This is a genomic window from Arthrobacter sp. HS15c, from assembly GCF_040812005.1.
Classification (GTDB): Bacteria; Actinomycetota; Actinomycetes; order Actinomycetales; family Micrococcaceae; genus Arthrobacter.
Genome location: NZ_JBFOHM010000011.1, coordinates 50,247 through 66,945, shown reverse-complemented (window position 1 = coordinate 66,945; position 16,699 = coordinate 50,247). Strand labels below are relative to the sequence as shown.

Annotated in this window: 15 protein-coding genes and 2 riboswitches; of the genes, 3 read left to right on the top strand and 12 right to left on the bottom strand. The window is 66.8% G+C overall.

Annotated features, from left to right (window positions below):
- Positions 1 to 36 precede the first annotated feature (36 nt).
- The 10 genes from ABV518_RS18255 to ABV518_RS18210 all read right to left on the bottom strand — a co-directional run bounded on the left by ABV518_RS18255 (position 37) and on the right by ABV518_RS18210 (position 11,127).
- On the bottom strand, positions 37 to 3,069 hold the full coding sequence (locus ABV518_RS18255) for an alpha-mannosidase (protein WP_367769766.1): 3,033 nt from the start codon (positions 3,067 to 3,069) through the stop codon (positions 37 to 39).
- Between the two features lie 114 nt (positions 3,070 to 3,183).
- Positions 3,184 to 4,074 carry a formate dehydrogenase accessory sulfurtransferase FdhD gene (gene fdhD, locus ABV518_RS18250; RefSeq protein WP_367769763.1) on the bottom strand — a complete coding sequence of 297 codons (891 nt, stop codon included), beginning with the start codon at positions 4,072 to 4,074 and terminating at the stop codon, positions 3,184 to 3,186.
- 124 nt (positions 4,075 to 4,198) lie between these two features.
- A complete protein-coding gene (locus ABV518_RS18245; protein ID WP_367769760.1) occupies positions 4,199 to 5,590 on the bottom strand; it encodes a molybdopterin molybdotransferase MoeA in 1,392 nt (463 codons plus the stop codon).
- The gene (locus ABV518_RS18240; protein ID WP_367769758.1) at positions 5,587 to 5,880 is read right to left on the bottom strand and encodes a DUF6457 domain-containing protein; all 294 of its coding nucleotides are present in this window, start codon (positions 5,878 to 5,880) and stop codon (positions 5,587 to 5,589) included. Before ABV518_RS18240 ends, ABV518_RS18245 begins: the two co-directional genes overlap by 4 nt.
- Before the next feature lie 46 nt (positions 5,881 to 5,926).
- Complete coding sequence (locus tag ABV518_RS18235; RefSeq protein WP_367769756.1) at positions 5,927 to 6,535, bottom strand: molybdenum cofactor guanylyltransferase; 609 nt, start codon at positions 6,533 to 6,535, stop codon at positions 5,927 to 5,929.
- Positions 6,536 to 6,568: 33 nt separating this feature from the next.
- A complete protein-coding gene (locus tag ABV518_RS18230) occupies positions 6,569 to 7,069 on the bottom strand; it encodes an HNH endonuclease (protein ID WP_131134136.1) in 501 nt (166 codons plus the stop codon).
- Positions 7,070 to 7,307: 238 nt separating this feature from the next.
- The gene (locus tag ABV518_RS18225; RefSeq protein ID WP_367769752.1) at positions 7,308 to 8,054 is read right to left on the bottom strand and encodes an NlpC/P60 family protein; all 747 of its coding nucleotides are present in this window, start codon (positions 8,052 to 8,054) and stop codon (positions 7,308 to 7,310) included.
- Positions 8,055 to 8,187: 133 nt separating this feature from the next.
- Positions 8,188 to 8,847 carry a C40 family peptidase gene (locus ABV518_RS18220; protein ID WP_367769749.1) on the bottom strand — a complete coding sequence of 220 codons (660 nt, stop codon included), beginning with the start codon at positions 8,845 to 8,847 and terminating at the stop codon, positions 8,188 to 8,190.
- 70 nt (positions 8,848 to 8,917) lie between these two features.
- Positions 8,918 to 9,080: riboswitch (cyclic di-AMP (ydaO/yuaA leader) on the bottom strand.
- Between the two features lie 148 nt (positions 9,081 to 9,228).
- Positions 9,229 to 10,047: a M23 family metallopeptidase gene (locus tag ABV518_RS18215; protein ID WP_131134220.1), complete on the bottom strand. Its 819-nt coding sequence runs from the start codon at positions 10,045 to 10,047 to the stop codon at positions 9,229 to 9,231.
- 10 nt (positions 10,048 to 10,057) lie between these two features.
- Positions 10,058 to 10,301: riboswitch (cyclic di-AMP (ydaO/yuaA leader) on the bottom strand.
- Between the two features lie 130 nt (positions 10,302 to 10,431).
- Entirely contained in the window at positions 10,432 to 11,127 is a 696-nt protein-coding gene (locus ABV518_RS18210; RefSeq protein ID WP_367769746.1) for a metal-dependent transcriptional regulator, read from the bottom strand.
- Between the two features lie 278 nt (positions 11,128 to 11,405).
- Here ABV518_RS18210 and serC point away from each other — a divergent pair, with 278 nt between their 5' ends.
- Positions 11,406 to 12,536 carry a phosphoserine transaminase gene (gene serC, locus ABV518_RS18205; protein WP_367769743.1) on the top strand — a complete coding sequence of 377 codons (1,131 nt, stop codon included), beginning with the start codon at positions 11,406 to 11,408 and terminating at the stop codon, positions 12,534 to 12,536.
- Positions 12,537 to 12,693: 157 nt separating this feature from the next.
- Here serC and ABV518_RS18200 read toward each other — a convergent pair whose 3' ends face one another.
- Positions 12,694 to 13,320, bottom strand: coding sequence for a DUF3027 domain-containing protein (locus ABV518_RS18200; RefSeq protein WP_367769740.1), 627 nt, complete (start codon positions 13,318 to 13,320; stop codon positions 12,694 to 12,696).
- An 8-nt stretch (positions 13,321 to 13,328) separates the two neighbouring features.
- A complete protein-coding gene (locus ABV518_RS18195; RefSeq protein ID WP_108597270.1) occupies positions 13,329 to 13,712 on the bottom strand; it encodes a cold-shock protein in 384 nt (127 codons plus the stop codon).
- A 195-nt stretch (positions 13,713 to 13,907) separates the two neighbouring features.
- Between ABV518_RS18195 and ABV518_RS18190 the strand changes: the two genes are divergently transcribed.
- Both ABV518_RS18190 and ABV518_RS18185 read left to right on the top strand, forming a co-directional pair.
- Positions 13,908 to 14,141: a hypothetical protein gene (locus tag ABV518_RS18190; RefSeq protein ID WP_310166994.1), complete on the top strand. Its 234-nt coding sequence runs from the start codon at positions 13,908 to 13,910 to the stop codon at positions 14,139 to 14,141.
- Between the two features lie 10 nt (positions 14,142 to 14,151).
- Complete coding sequence (locus ABV518_RS18185; protein ID WP_367769736.1) at positions 14,152 to 16,689, top strand: helicase-associated domain-containing protein; 2,538 nt, start codon at positions 14,152 to 14,154, stop codon at positions 16,687 to 16,689.
- The last annotated feature ends 10 nt before the right edge of the window (positions 16,690 to 16,699 follow it).

The window sequence follows — 16,699 nt, the reverse complement described above, 5'->3', positions numbered from 1 at the left end:
GAATCTCAGCGGGCCCGTGCGCGGCAGGCCCAGGCGTCAGCGGGCGAACCTCAGCGTGACCAGCTGGAACGGGCGCAGCGACAGCGCCACCCTGCCCTGCCCGTCCGGAGTGACTCCGGGCGCTTCCGCGGACCGTTCCAGCAGGTCCGTGGCGTAGGCCTCCCGGACCGGGAAGTTGGCCGTCAGCAACCCGGCCGAGCGCTGGCCCAGGGATTCGTAGAGCCGGACAATAACGTCTCCCGAGCCGTCCTCGGCAAGCTTCACGGCCTCAATGACCAGCGCCGTGCTGCCCACTGTGAACAGAGGTTCCGCCGGGTTGGCCCCACGCACGATCCGCGGCGCCAGGTTGGTGCGGTACCCCTCCTCCACGGCGTCGGCGATGCCGGCGCCGGGGCGGACGGTGACCGTCAGCTCATGGTGCCCTCGGTCGGCAGTGGGATCAGGGAACTTGGGGGCCCGAAGGAGCGAGAGCCGGACGGTGGTGGTGGTCCCGCCGTCGTCCTCCCGGATGTTCCTGGTGACGTCGTGCCCGTACGTGGACGAGTTGGACACGGCCACGCCGTAGCCCGGTTCGGCGACATGGATCCAGCGGTGGGCGCAGATTTCAAACTTGGCGGCTTCCCACGAGGTATTGACGTGGGTGGGGCGGAAGACGTGGCCGAACTGCGTCTCGGCGGCTGACCGGTCCGCCCGGACGTCCAGCGCGAAGCCCAGCTTGAGGAGCTTTTCGCTCTCCTGCCAGTCAACGGACGTGGTGATGGCCAGCGAGTCACTGCCCGGAGCCAGCGTGATCCGCTGCGCCACCGGGGATGAACCTGCCAGGCGCTCCACAACCACGACGGCGGACCGGCCGTCAGTCTCCAGGCGCACCGCCTGCGCCTGGCTCAGTGCGGAGACGTTGCGGCGGTAGAACTCGTCGATGTCCCACGCGTCCCATTCGTTGGGTGTGTCCCGGTGGAGCTCCAGCAGGTTGCCGCGCTGACCGGGCGCTATGGCTTCGCGTCCGCTGGCGTAATCCGAGAGGGACACGATGAGTCCGTCAGCATCCAGGACGGCGCGGATTCTGCCGTTGTCCAGCACGTATCCGCCGTCCTGCTCCGAGACGTTGACGGGCGGGCCGGCGGGCTGCCGGATGGCGGCACCAAGCGCGGGGACACCCTCGCGGGAGTGCGGCGCTGCGTTGAGCAGGAACTCCTGCGTGCCCTCACCAAGCAGAGCCGCCGCGGCCTGCGCAATGAGGGTTTCAAGGCCCGCGCTGATGGCGGCGTAATTCCGTTCGGCGTCCTGGTGGACCCACGCGATGGAGCTGCCCGGCAGGATGTCGTGGAACTGCTGGAGCAGCACCAGGCGCCAGAGCCGCTTGAGCTCTGCCGCCGGGTAGGCGAAGGACCCGCCGGTGCGGACGGTTGCGGTGGCACACCAGAGTTCGGCCTCGCGGAGCATGTGCTCGCTGCGGCGGTTGCCGCGTTTGGTCTGGGCCTGGCTGGTGTAGGTCCCGCGGTGGAGTTCCAGGTACATTTCGCCCACCCACACAGGCAGGGCGGTGTACTCTTCCTCAGCCTGGGTGAAAAAGCTTTCGGCGGATCCCACACGGACCTTGGGCGATCCTTCCAGGTCCGCGGTGCGGTGCGCGGCAGCCAGCATCTCGCGGGTAGGTCCGCCGCCGCCGTCGCCATAACCGAACGGAACCAGCGAGGTGGAGCCGCGCCCGTGGTCGCGGTAATTGCGTTCGGCGTGCGCCAGCTCCCGGCCGCTGAGTTCGGAGTTGTACGTGTCCACCGGCGGGAAATGCGTGAAGAGCCGGGTGCCGTCGATCCCTTCCCAGTTGAAGGTGTGGTGCGGCATCCGGTTGACCTGGTTCCAGGAGATTTTCTGCGTGAGGAACCAGCGGCTGCCGGCCGACTTCACGATCTGCGGCAGGGCGGCGGAATAGCCGAAGGAGTCCGGCAGCCAGGCCTCGCGGCACTCGACACCAAACTCGTCAAGGAAAAAGCTCTTGCCCTCGACGAACTGGCGGGCCATGGCTTCGCCGCCGGGCATATTGGTGTCCGATTCCACCCACATGCCGCCCACCGGCACAAACTGGCCGGCTTTGACCTTCTCCCGGATGCGGCCGAACAGCTCCGGATAGAACTCCTTCATCCAGGCCAGCTGCTGGGCCGAGGAGCAGGAGAACACAAAGTCCGGGTCCTCATCCATCAGGGCCACCACGTTGGAGAAGGTCCTGGCGCACTTGCGGATGGTTTCGCGCACCGGCCAGAGCCAGGCGGAGTCGATGTGGGCGTGGCCGGTGGCCATAAGGTGGTGCGCGGAGGCGTAGGCCGGCCTGGACAGTACCTCCGCCAGCACCTGGCGCCCGGCGGCGGCGGTGCCGGCGATGTTGTCCGGGTCCATGGCGTCCATCATCCGCTCAAGCGCGCGGAGGATTTCGTGGCGCCGGGGCTGCTCCATGGGGAGCTCATGCATCAGCCCGGCAAGGGTCCAGATATCCTGCTGGAGCTCCCATACGGTCTGGTTGAGTTCCGCGATGGCGATGCTGCCCAGCCGGTACTGCGGTGCCGTGCCGGCCGTGGCCTTGTCACCATACGGGGTGGCAGCGAAGGTCCAGCCCTGCGCGACGTCAGGGTTGGCTGCTGCCTCGACGTAGAAGTCCACGGCCATGCCGCTGCCCAGCAGCTTCAGCGGGATGTACTGGTTCCGCGGCGAGATGGCCTTGATGATGGTGCCGTCAGGGCGCCACGCGATCCCCTCGCACTGGAAGCCCGGGGTCTCGTTGGTGAAGCCAAGGTCCACCACGATTTCCACCGTGGTGTCGGGGTCGGTGCCCCAGGATTCCGGGACGTCACCCTGCAGCCTCAGCCATTTGGTTCCCCAGGGCTTGCCCCAGGCGGCACCCGGCTCCTGGGGCACAAAGTCGTGCCGAAGCGCCTCCATCACGGTCACCGGTTCGTCCAGCACATCCCAGCTGCTCAGGGTCAGTGGAACGCTGCGTGTGTAGACAGCGGGGATGATCCGTTCGCGTACGAAACGGTCCAGGCGGACTTCCGTGATCCGTCGGTCGTCATGCAATGTAAGCCCTCTTTAACGCTTGAAACTGGATCAAAGTGTCCATTCGATGGATAAAATCTACTGCTTAGTAGCGTAATAACCAAGCCTCCGCGGGCCCGGTTCCATACCAGTTTTTTATCCCCGGACCCGCACCGGATTCTCAGCCGGAGCTGGCACAGTAATCCTGTGCTGCCCGGCATAAACGTTCAGGCTTGTCCCCCGGCTGAACCCGGCCAGGGTCAGTCCGCTCGCCTCCGCGAGCTCCACGGCCAGACTGGAGGGCGCACTGACGGCGGCCAGCACGGGGATGCCGGCCAGCGCCGCCTTCTGCACCAACTCGAAGGACGCCCGTCCGGAGACCTGGAGCACCAGGCCGGACAGCGGAAGCATCCGCTCCCGCAGGGCCCAACCCACCACCTTGTCCACGGCGTTGTGCCGGCCCACATCCTCGCGGAGGCACAAAAGCTCCACCCCGCCGTCGTCCCCTATCCTGAACAGTCCGGCAGCGTGCACTCCCCCGGTGACGTCAAAGACCGCCTGGGCCTCGCGAAGGCGGTCAGGCAGCGAAGCAAGAATGGCTGCCGGCACCGAGACTGGGTCAGCTGCGGGGCTGTAGTGCGACGACTTCCGGACGGCCTCGATCGAATCCGTGCCGCAGATTCCGCACGAGCTGGAGGTATAGACATTCCGGCCGATCGTAGGGACCTCGACGTCGGGGCGCAGCTGGGCCTCCACGACGTTGAACGTCTGCACGCCGTTTTCGTCCTCCCCGGCACAGAACCGCAGCGACACCAGCTGCTCGGGGGTCCAGATGATCCCTTCGGACACGAGGAATCCGGCCACGAGGTCGAAGTCGTCGCCGGGAGTGCGCATCGTGACCGAAAAGGAGAGGGAGCCCAGCCGGATTTCCAGGGGTTCCTCCACGGCCAGGGTGTCCTCCCGATGCCGCACGGGGAACTCGAGGGCCTGGGGCGACCCGTCCAGCACGTAGCGGTGGACCTTGCGGCGCTGCGTTACGCGGCCCATGGCTGTTCCTTGGACCGGGAGCGGAAGCCCTGCAGTGTGTCCCGTACTTGCCGGCAATGGGCAGGGTGCCTGTTCATGACTCCATCATTGCAAGGGCAACGGCACTAAGCCAGCCACGCCACGGTCAGCCCAGGAGTGCACTCCAGTCCACAGGGCCTGCCGGTGCCGCCGGCTTGGAGCCTGCCTTACGGGCAGCCCGTGCAGGGGTCTTGGCCTTGGCTCCGGGTGGTGCGGGGGTGTCGAGCGGCGGACCCCAGGGCAGGGCGAACGCCGGGACTGTTTCACCGAGCTGCACTCCGTGCGGAGGCACTACCATCACGCCGTCGGCCGATGCCAGCCCCCGCATCATGCCGGGGCCGGTGTGCTGGGCCGGCGATGCCATGCCGTAGAGCAGCCGGAACGGCATCAGCCGGGTCCGTCCGGGATCCGGCTCGACGGTGGTTCCGGAGGGCACTTCCTGGACAGCCGGCATGGACCCGTGCCCGAGGGCCGCGAGCAACGGAGCACCCACGGTAGACAGCGCCATCATGGCGGCCAGCGGGTTGCCGGGTAGCCCGAGGACAAACCTGCCGTCCGGCAGTTCCGCGAGGACGGCCGGGTGGCCTGGACGCATGGCGATGCCGTCAATGACCAGCCGGCCGCCCAGTTCGGCGACGGCCCGGCGAAGGTGGTCGGTTGCCGAGCGGCCGGTGCCGCCGGTGGTGATGACGACGTCGGCAGGCGGGAAGGCGGCAACCTCACCGCCGGGCTCGGCCACGTCCTCCAGGGCTGCGAGCCATTCCCCGTAGGAGTCGCCGATCTTTTCCTGCCCGGCGGGGATGCCGCCCAGCATGTCGACGACGGCGGCCAGCTGGGGGCCGAACGTGTCACGGACCTGCCCGGGCGCCGGCATCCCGTGGGTCACCACCTCGGATCCGGTCAGCAGCAGTTTGACCACCGGTTTGCCCTGCACCAGCAGGTCGTCGTGGCCGGCCAGGGCCGCCACTGCCAGGTGGGCCGGGTTGAGGGTGGCTCCTGCCTTGACCAGCACGTCACCCATGGATGCTTCCTCGCCGGCTTTCCTGACGTGCTGGCCGTTCTTCGGTTCGCCGGGACGTGCGCCGCCGCCGACCATCAGGACGGGCAGCCCGTCGTCGTCTTTGCCCAGGACCGCGCTCTCGCTGCGGAGTACGGCTTTGGCGCCGGCCGGTATCAGGCCGCCGGTGACGATGGGGCTGGCCTCGTGCGGCGCCAGCCGCTGGCCGGCCTCGGCCAGGATCCAGGGGCCGGTGCCGTTAACCGCCCAGCCATCCATGGCGGACGAGGCGTAGTGCGGCATGTCCTGGAGCGCGGTGATGTCCCCGGCAAGGGTCCGGCCAAGGGCCTGCTGCAACGGGACCCGCCCGGCCGGTATCGGCGCGGCACAGCCGAAGGCAGCCTGGCGGGCTTCCTCCCAGGTATGGGCGAGGTGCCTGGCGGGTTCGTCCTGTGCGTCCTGCTTGGGTGCTTCGTCGTTGTCGCCGGGGCCAGCCGTCATTCGCCGGGGGTCCCGGCGGAGGCAGAATCGTAGCCCGCGGCCAGGGTGCGGGCCACGTCCATGGCCACCGACATGGAGGCCGCGTCCGTTGCCTGGCCCGAGCCGGTGGCAAGTCCTGCGGCAAAGCCCGCAATAAAGGTGGTCAGCGGCGCGGCCGGCCGCACCACGGAATGCGCAGCCACTCCGGCAAGCGAAAGGATGGCGTTAACGTCTATCTGGACGTCTTCGAGCTCGTAGGCCTGAAGGAGCGCCCTGCACCATTCTTCCAGCGTCTCATCCTGGCTCTTCACTGATTGCCTCCCAATTCAACTGCGGCCACGCAGGTCCGGAACCTGGTCATGGTTCCCGGCCGGCCACTCCAAGCGCGGCGGCATCATCCCAGGTATCCACGTCATCCGTGGAGCCCGCCGGGACGGTGACAAGCTGCACGTCCAGCCTAGCAAGGAGAGCGGACACAGAGCCGTTCATTAAGGCACCGCGGGAGACGAGGTCCTGCACGGAACGCTGCAGTGCCGCGGTGCTGTAAAAACCTGCGAGGGGCTGGCGGTGTCCGTCCGGCGAGACGGCCATGGCGCCGTCGCCGGGCCGAAGGGCCAAACGAAGGGCTTCAACCGCAACGCCCACGTTTGGCATATCGCAGGCCAGCAGAAGGGTGAAGGGCGGACGCGGCCCGGCCGTTCCACCGAGCGCGGCCAAGCCCGCGGCAATTGCCGACGCCGGCCCGGCAAACGGCGGTTCCTCCCGGCAGGTGACCACCCCCCCGGGCAATGGGCCCGGGTCCGGGCCTACCACCACTACCGACCGCGCGCCTGCCGCCGCGGCCAGGGAGCGCTGCAGGAGGGTGGCGCCGTCGTACGTCAGCGCCTGCTTGGGCACGCCGCCCAGCCGCGACGAGCGGCCGCCCGCCAGGACGACGGCGTCGAATTCGAAGGCATCAAAAAGCACGATCCCAGCCTAGCGGGGCCGGGAGGAATTGGTTCAGGCAGCTTTTTCGGGCAGGAGGAAGGGGTCCCACGCCGGCGTGGGCTTTTCCAGTTCCTTGATCTGCCAGATGGTGCCGTGCGGTGGTTCCGGAATGAAACGGAGCTTCCAGCCCATCTCCCCCGGCGTGTGGTCACCTTTCACGTTGTTGCAGCGCAGGCATGCGGCCACCAGGTTTTCCCAGGAATCGGCGCCACCGCGGGACTTGGGCTGGACATGATCGATGGTGTGCGCCGCTTTGCCACAGTATGCACATCTGTGCCCGTCCCGGCGCAGCACTCCCCGGCGGCTCACGGCAGTGGACTGGTTGTATCGGGGGCGGATGTAGCGGTTCAGGAGGATCACGGACGGGCGGCCCAGAATCTCCTGTGGCCCCACTACAGGGTCCTCGCCTTCCGCTACAACGCTTGCCTTCCCTGTGAGCACAAGGACCAGCGCCCGGCGGAAGGTGATTACCGCCAGCGGTTCATATCCAGCATTCAGAACGAGAGTGCGCATGCACGTACCTCTTCACGGCCGCACCCGTCAGGGGCGCGAGGGCCGGCTGCCCTCGGCATGTCCGGGCTATGGATCGACACCACAAGAGTAAACAAAGAAAGCCGGGATCAACTAATCCGCAGTTTTGGGGTGTGCCCGTGTCGACGGTCGGCTGCCGGGCCCGTGACCCTGAGGGGGCCGTTAAAGCAGAGGACCCCCGCCGTAGGGCGGGGGTCCTTGCGAAGCGTTGCCGTGGAGATTAGCGGACGCGGATGAAAACCGGGCCGGAGCCGACGTTGGCGCTGAAAACAACGGTCTGGTTGCCGTTGTAGCCGCCGTGCACCGCCTGGCCGTTGCCGGCGTAGACAGCTACGTGCGCAACGCCCGCGCCGCCGTCGGCGTAGTAGATCAGGTCGCCGGGCTGGGCCTCGGCGGCGCTCACGGTCTGTCCCAGGGACAGGTAGCCGGCGGGCCAGTCGTGGAAGTTGATGCCCACGGCGGCCAGTGCGTTGGTGACCAGCATGGTGCAGTCCTGGTTGACGCCCAGCTGGGCGTAGGCTGCGGACAGGATGGCCTGGCCCTTGCTGCTGGCGGCGACCGGTGCCTTGGGGGCTGCGGCTGCGGCTACCTTGACAGTGGCAACGGCCTGGGCAGCGGGAGCCGGGGCCTCAGCTACGGGCTCGGGTGCTTCAACGACGGGAGCCGGCGTGGTGGTCACGGCGGGCTTCTCGTAGGAGATGGCAATGGTGGAAGCAGCCGAGATGATGGCCGGAGCGGAAACCTCAACCTCAAGGTTGGACGCGGAAGCGGATTCACGCTGGACGTTGGTGTCTGCAGCGTTGGCCGCGATACCACTGGTCAGGACCAGGCCGGAGGCAGCAGCGATAACCGCGGCCTGGCGACCCATGCCACCGGCGTTGTCGCCGACGGCCTTGGCAATGACAGCCAGCGAGTTGGTCTTGGTGACCTCCGCGCGGTGCCGTGCAACAGTTGCACGTGTAGTCATTATTTCTCTCTTTCGTTTTCCTTAGGACCGCACAGGCAGGCCAAGGGCTTTGGGTGCGCCGGCATCTTGGGGGTACGCCGGCACACCCCGAACGGGGATTTAGCGAAAAGTGTTCTAGCGGGGGGCGGTTCTTCTACTTCATGGTGTAGAAGGATCCGCCGCCGGTGGAGGCCACGGAGTGCAGCAGCGTTCCCTGTGACGGGTTCAGGGCGCTGATCATCATGCCGTTGCCGACGTAGATGCCTACGTGCGCGCCGCCATTCTGCATAACAAGGTCACCGGGAGACGGTGTTGAGGTTGGCGTCATGGCCGTCCACGCGTTCACACGCGGAATGCTGATACCGGCCTGGGCGTAGACCCACTGGGTGAAGCCGGAGCAGTCCCAGCCGCTGGGAGAGGTGCCGCCCCAGACGTAGGGGTGGCCGATGCCGGTGTAGGCGATTGCTGCCAGACCGGATGCGGCCGCGGAGGATGCCGCGTCCTTCAGCTTGCTGGCTGTGGTGGCCGTTGCCTCGGAATTGCGTTCCGTGTCAGTGGACTGCGCACGGACCGTCTCGACCTTCGGGGCCGGGGTGGTCTTGACCACGGGGCGTTCGAAGGAGACGGTGGCCGTGGGGGCAGCGGTGACGGCAAGGGCAGTCTGCGAGCCGGACTCGGTGGATGCTGATACGCCAGCGGTGGTGTCCGCTGCGTTGGCCGGAAGCCCCATGCTCAGGATCAGACCTGATGCAGCTGCGATGACAGCAGCCTGGCGACCTACGGTCCCGGCATTCGCACTGACAGCCTTGGACACGGAGTCCAAAGGGTTGGTGCGAACCGTTTGCGCGCGGTGACGCGCAGAATTATGGCGTGAAGACACGAAGGTAGCCTCTCCCAATGCCTACGAGGTGAGCTGTCGGATTCGGATGGGAGTTCACCCGGCCACGCCGCTTCCTAAGAAGCTTTGCGACTTAACCCCAAGGCCTTCAGACTTCGAAGACCAAAATTGGTTCCCCCGCCCCTGCCAGACGATGTCATGCGAACGGACCTTGAGCGGTGGCAGAGCTAGGCAATCCACTCAAGAACGTCAACTTCGGAAAAGTTGACGCAAGTTAGACGGTACAGGAGTTCGGAGCGAATGTCACATTCAGGTCACGGCATGTCATGCGAATGTGAGAGTTTGCCATCATTTTGGCTAGAGCCAGCCGGTGGGGTCAACGACTTCACCGTTGACCTGGACCTCGAAGTGGAGGTGGCAGCCGGTGGAGGCGCCCGTGGTGCCGCTGAGGGCCACGACGTCGCCGCGGCTGACTGTCTGGCCTACCTTGACGTTGAACGACGAGAGGTGGTTGTACGTGGTTTCCAGGCCGTTACCGTGATCCACCACCACGCGGTTGCCGCCGCCGTACTGGTGCCATCCGGCGAAGGTCACGGTGCCGCTGGCCGCCGCCAGGACCGAGGTGCCGCACTGGGCCACGTAGTCCTGGCCGCGGTGGAAGTCGCCCGTACCGCCAGTGATGGGGCTGACACGGTAGCCGAACGGGGAGGCCGTGACCAGGCTTGCCAGCGGGGCGCCCAGGCTGCCTGCGGATGCGGCCCTGGTGATCGAGCCCGCCGACTGGGCGCTCAGGAGCTGCTTGAGCTTGCCGTCGGGATCACCCTGGGTGACTACGGAGGAGCGGCTGAAGTCGATTCTTGCGGCTGCCTCGGCAGAGATTTCAGGCTGTGGAGCTGCGGAAACAGCCGAAGCCTGCTGGCCGGCGTCGGGCGTGGCCAGCACGGGGCTGGTGGCCGGCACCGTGACGGTGAGGACCAGGCCGGTGGCCGCTAGGGCGATGCCGGCCTTTTGGCCTACGCCGCTGGCGGCTGCGAAATCGGTGATCTGCCGGAAAGGGCCCCGGCGGCGGCGCGCATCGCGCTGTGGATCCCGGGGCCTGTCCGCGGCCACTGCTGCGGCAACGCGGGGCGCTGCTGCGGGGCCTGCCGCACGGCGGCGGCCCCTGGAATTCTGCATGGTCAAGAACGGTTCCTCTCTGGAAAGCCTGCGAAGTTAGCTGTCGGATTCGGGTCAGAGAGTTCAAAGACCCGGTCCGCCGTAAGCAAGCTTCGGCGCAGAGAGATATCCCGTAGGATCCTTCGCTGGAAGAGGCTTGCTGCTGACGGACTTCACCCCAAGGCGGCCTTGCGACCGCCGGTTGTGGTTCCCCCGCCTCTGCCAGTTGGTGACTCGTACCCCGATCTGCTGGCAGAGCTCGGCTCCAGATCAGGTAACGCTTTTGTATCGACGCTTGGCGTTAACTATAGGCGATTAAGCCGGACAGTAACAATTCCGTTATCTTTGCGTAAACCCCAACGAATGGGGTAAACACCCCGGTTCGGCGCCTCTTTTGGACAGGCGTCAGGCGACGGATACAAATACGTGCGCGGCGACTTCCGGCGGGAGCTCCAGCGCCCCTTCGATCCCGGCAACCCGGACCGAAATGTAGTCGCCAACGCGCTCCAGTGATACCGCAGCGCCGGGCCGGATCCCGCCCTCGTCGAGCTGGATGAGCAACTCCGGCTCCACCTGGATCGGTTCCGCCAGCCGGCTGACAACCACGTTGGAGCCCGGGCCGTAGCCCTTCATCGCTTCGAGGAGATTAATCACGCCGTCCGTAAAGGGCGACGACGCCTGGCCGCCCAGGGCCGCGAGGCCGGGGATGGGATTGCCATAGGGGGATTCCGTGGGGTGGTTCAGCAGTTCGTAGATGCGCCGCTCGACGCGTTCACTCATCACGTGCTCCCAGCGGCACGCCTCGTCATGCACGTAAGCCCAGTCCAAGCCGATGACATCCGCAAGGAGGCGCTCGGCCAGCCGGTGCTTGCGCATGACTTCCGTGGCCCGCTTGCGGCCTGCCTCCGTCAGCTCCAGGTGGCGGTCTCCGGAGACCACCACAAGGCCATCACGTTCCATCCGGCCGATGGTTTGGGACACCGTGGGCCCGGAGTGTCGGAGCCGCTCGGCGATGCGTGCGCGAAGAGCAACGATGTTCTCTTCCTCAAGCTCCAAAATGGTCCGAAGATACATCTCCGTGGTATCGATCAGATCCGTCATCCAGCTCAGCTCCTCGAGCGCAGTACCTTGCGTTGTCCCACCGTATCGCGTACCGACAGCGACGTAGTCCGTTGAAAAGCTTAGCCTATTTTGAGTTTGTCCGGATAATTCCTGGGCCGCCGGAGGCTTGTCTCAATGGCTGGACTATGACGGTGCCGGTTCCCGCCCAATCGGCGGTTCAGGCAGAATAAGGGAGGTCCGTGTTGCAGCCATCGTCGACTGCCGGCCATCCCACCGTCCCGGACGTGAGTTACGTCCACGCCGAAATTGGAGCCCCTGTGAGCGAAACCAGCATCACTATTCCTGCCGACCTCCTGCCAAAGGACGGACGGTTCGGCGCAGGACCTTCCAAGGTCAGGCCGGAACAGATTGAAGCACTCTCAGCCGCGTCCAAGACCATCCTGGGCACCTCCCACCGCCAGGCCCCGGTCAAGAACCTCGTCGGTTCTGTCCGCGAGGGCCTCAGCCAGTTCTTCCGTGCCCCCGAGGGATACGAAGTAGTACTGGGCGTCGGCGGCTCAACCGCGTTCTGGGATGTTGCCAGCTTTGGCCTGGTGGAAAAGAAGGCCCAGCACCTGTCCTTCGGCGAGTTCGGCTCCAAGTTTGCCTCCGCCACCAACAAGGCGCCGTTCCTGGACGCTTCCTCCATCATCAAGTCCGAGCCCGGTACCCGCCCGGTTGCCCAGGCCGAGGCCGGCGTGGACGTCTACGCCTGGCCGCAGAACGAGACCTCCACTGGTGTGTCCGCGCCGGTAAAGCGCGTGTCCGGAGCCGACGACGGCGCCCTGGTCCTGGTGGACGCGACGTCGGCCGCCGGCGGCCTGGACGTGGATGTTGCCGAAGCGGACGTGTACTACTTCGCTCCGCAGAAGAACTTTGCGTCCGACGGCGGCCTGTGGCTTGGCCTCTTCTCCCCCGCCGCGCTGGAGCGCGCTGCCCGGATCAAGGCAAGCGACCGCTGGATCCCGGACTTCCTGGACCTGCAGACGGCGATCGACAACTCCCGCCTCAACCAGACCTACAACACGCCGTCGTTGTCCACCCTGGTGACCCTGGACGCCCAGGTGCAGTGGCTGAACGCCAACGGCGGCCTGGACTTCGCGTCGGCCCGCACGGCAGACTCCGCCGGCCGGATCTACTCTTGGGCTGAGGCCTCCGACTACGCCACCCCGTTTGTGGCCAAGGCCGAGGAACGCTCCAACGTCATCGCCACGATCGACTTTGACGACTCCGTTGACGCGGCTGTGGTTGCCAAGGTGCTGCGTGCCAACGGCATTGTGGACACCGAGCCCTATCGCAAGCTGGGCCGCAACCAGCTCCGGATCGCAACGTTCGTGGCCATCGAACCGGCTGATGTCACCGCGCTGCTGGCCAGCATCGACTTTGTGGTGGGCGAACTGCGCAAGTAACTCCCCGCCACCTCATCGATTGCTCCGCAGGCGCCGTTTTGGGAGTGCTAAAGGGCGCTGTTGGAGCAATCGATGGGACGGCGTGGCAGGGCGTTAACGTTCGACGGCGCCGTCCGGGTGTGGTCCCGGGCGGCGCCGTCTGCTGTTTGAATCGGATTTACTCGGAGTCTTCGTCGGGCTCTTCAGTGCCCGGCTCCGCGTCTGCTTCGTCCGTGTCCGGCTCACCGGCGTCAGACTCGTCAGCGTCCGGCTTACCGGCGCTGGGCTCTTCCGTGTCAGCCTCTTCCGTGCCCGGCTCCTCGGTGTCGGACACTGCCTCGGCATCGGCTGCCCTATACCCGGAGTCCAGCGCTTCCTCGTCCTGGGCGTCCTCGGGGCGTACGCGTTCTGCCCAGGGCACCCATTCCGGTGCAAGGATGGACTCCTCGGACGGCAGCAGGCCAAGCTCGCTGATGGTGACCACCTTGGAGCGCGAGTTGCGCGTCAGGACGGCGAACCACTGCCACCCCTGGTAACCGGGCAGGCGCGACTCAAAAAGGTGTGTCACCAGCCGGTCACCTTCACTCTTGGCGCCGAGGTGGGTGCCTATGGTGGACGCCGCGGTGATGCTTTCGACGGCGGAGCGGGCCACATCAACCGCTCCGGCAAGGAAGGCATCCGGTTTGCCGACGCGCCACACGGGCACACCCGCACGGCGCTTGGTTTCGGCCACGGCGGCAGCGGCGGCCGGGGCGATTACCTGCTCCGTTGCCGTAGGGTCGGGCTGTTCAGCTTCCGGGTTCATCAGCAGGCCTAAACGTCCAGCTCGTCGGCAACCTTACGCAGGGCTGCGGCGATGGCCTTGCCCTTGTTGCCTTCCGGGTACTTGCCGGCGGACAGCGTGCCGGAGAGGTTGTCCAGCACGCTGACGAGGTCCTGCACCAGCGGTGCAAGGTCCTTAGCGCTGGGCCGCTTGGCCTTGGCGATGGACGGCGTCTTGTCCAGGACGCGGAGGCCCAGGGCCTGTGCGCCCTTGCGGCCGTCAGCCACGCCGAACTCCACGCGGGTTCCGGCCTTCAGCTCGGTGACGCCCTCGGGGAGCGATGATTTGGGCAGGAAAACCTCCTGGCCGTCCTCGCCCGCGAGGAATCCGAAACCTTTTTCCTTGTCATACCACTTGACCTTGCCGGTAGGCACGTAATCAACCTTCTTCGTTCTGACGTCTTGAGACACGGCCGGCAGTCACCGCATCCGCATTGATATGCGGGTTCAGGGTATGACTGCCCGGGCCGAGTTGGTCTGTTGCTTTCAAGGTTATCCTGCCGGGCGCCCGAATCCTGCTTTACGGGCCGTTATACGAAGGCCCGCCGAAGGACTGTTAGCGTTACGTCCATGACACCCTCGCGTTACCGGCGCCTCCTGATGATCTGCGCGGCTGCGGTCGCCCTGCTCTCGCTCGCGGCAGTAGGTGCGGTGATGGCACTGGCGTTTGCCGGCTCCGCCGCCCCCGTGTGGGTCACCTCCACTGCCCTGTACGGCCTGCCGGTTGCCTTCCTGCTGATGCTCTTCCTGATCCTGGACAGCGTGGCAGGGCGGCGCCGGGCAGGAAAGCCCGGCGGGCGGTAACGTTGGACTGATGTCCCTTATCCGCGCGCTGAGCAAAGAACTGGAGGCACGCAGCGACGAGTCGTTGCGTGCGCTGTTCGCCGCGCGGCCCGACCTCATTTCGCCCGCAGTTCCGGACTTTTCCGCCCTGGCCGCACGTGCCAGCGCCAGGGTCAGCGTGCAGCGCGCACTGGAGCGCCTGAACAAACCGCAGATGCAGGTCCTGGAGACACTGCACCTCTGCACCAATACCGACACCGCACACAGTGCCTGCGCGGCCGGACTGCGGAAGTTCATTCCCGGCGCGTCGGTGGCGGCCATCGAGCGGATCCTCGGCTCCCTGCAGGACCTCGCGCTCGTGCACCGGGCGGAACCCCCGCACGGCACCGCGCCCACGGGCCACCGTCAGCACTTCTACCTCCCGGTGGGAACACTTCGGGATGTTGTGGGCATCTACCCGGCAGGGCTGGGACGGAGCTACACGGAGCTGGTCCGCCTGCAGCCTGCGTTCGCCCAGCGCGTGGTCCAGCTCGTCGCTGAGCTGCACCGCAGCGGGGTGGCCATCCATGAGGCCACCACGCCCATGGAGGCCGCGCTTGCCCTGCAGCACTGGACGTCCTCGCCGGAGGCGCTGCAGGCGATCCTGGCCGGCGCTCCGGAACGGACGACGGCGTTGCTCGCCCGATTCGGGAACTGGGCCATGGGTGCCGTCCCCCAGGCGCAACGGAAAGCCTCCGTGGCCACCGAAGCCGCCGACGTCGGGCCCGTTGACTGGCTGCTGGCCCGCGGCCTGCTGGTTCCCCTGGACGCAGCCCACGTGGAGCTGCCCCACAGCGTGGGAGTATCCCTTCGGGGCGGCGCGATTATTGAGGACTTCACGCTGACACCGCCGGTTCCGGAACTTGGCCACACCACTGCCGCGCTCCGCCGCAATGCCGCCCTGGGCGCCATCGCGGAAACGCTTCGGCTGGTGGGTGAACTCCTTTATGCGGTCAGGGAGCAGCCGCTGGCAACACTGCGCACGGGCGGTGTGGGGGTCCGGGAGATGCGGCGGCTGTCAGAAGGGCTCCGGATCGAGCAGCACCGCACTGGCGTCATGGTGGAGTTGTGCGCCCTGTCCGGCCTGATCCGGCTTGACGTCGATTCCTCGGCTTGGGTCCAGCCACCGGACCTGGAATGGCTGGTCCTCCCGCGGCAGGAGCAGTGGCTGTGGCTCGTTAATGCCTGGCTGGCCAGTGAACGTGTTCCGTCGATGGTGGGCCAGCCGGTCAATGGGCAGCAAAGCACGCCGGCCGTTCATCGCGGCGCGGCCGGAACCACCATCAATGCGCTCTCGGCAGAGGCCCAGCGGCCGGACGCGCCGGTTGTCAGGAAGCGGATCCTGGAAATCCTGAACCACCTGACGAACGAGGCCGCGGCACCGGAAGCCCATGCCCCCGTCCTGGACGCCGCCGCCGTGCTGCAGCGGGCCGAATGGGAACAGCCTCGGATGGCGCGCCGGTTCAGTTCGCTGATCCGTGGCGTCCTGGCAGAGGCCGACATGCTCGGCCTGACCGGTTCAGGTGCACTCAGCCAGCTGGGAAGCGCGATCGCCGAGGACAAACCCGACGAAGCGCTGGGGATCCTCGGTGAGCACCTGCCCGCGGCGCTGAACCATGTGCTGCTCCAGGCCGATCTCACCGCCATCGCGCCGGGATACCTGAGTCCCGAACTCAGCGAAAAACTGCTGCTGATGGCCGACGCCGAGGGCCAGGGCCCGGCCACGATCTACCGGTTTTCCACCGCGTCGGTGAGGCGGGCGCTGGAGGCCGGACAGGACGCGTCAAGCCTGCTGGCCTTCCTGCGGGAGCACTCCGCCACCGCCGTGCCGCAACCCCTCGAATACCTGGTGGAGGACACGGCCTCCCGCCACGGCCGGCTTCGGGTGGGCATAGCGGCGAGCTTCGTCCAGAGCGACGACGAAACGGCAGTGCTGGAGCTTGCCGCGGAGTCGAAGGCATCCGGGCTTGGCCTGGTGCGGATCGCGCCGACGGTCCTGATTTCCACGGCGCCGCCGCGCGAAACGGCACAGGTCCTGCGCGGCCTCGGACTTTCCCCGTCGGTGGAGGAATCCGAGCCGTCCCTGATCCGGCTGCGCCGCAGCATGCCGGCCCCGGCCAGCGCGCGGCCGGTCTACACCGCGCCGCGGACCGCGCCCGCCGACGCCGAAATGGATTCCCAGCTGGCCGTGCTGCGCCACCTCAAAACGTCCCACTCCGGTGGCCCGGACGGCCACGGGGCGGTCAGGGCACCGGGAGTGGGGGCGCCGCCGTCGTCCGTGTCTTTGTCCGGGTCCGGCGAAACCGCGACCCAGCTCGGCCTGGAGACCTTGCAGCGGGCCATCCGGCTCAAACAGACAGTGTGCATGAACGTGGTGGACGGCGGCGGCAACGCCAACCTGGAGACCGTTGTTCCCTTGTCGGTAAGCGGCGGACGGGTCAGGGTCTTCGATCCCGCGCGGGAGACCGAACGGGTGGTCTCCATCCACCGGATCATTGATATTGAGGCCGCAGAGGAACTGCGCCAGTGAAGGACGCCAC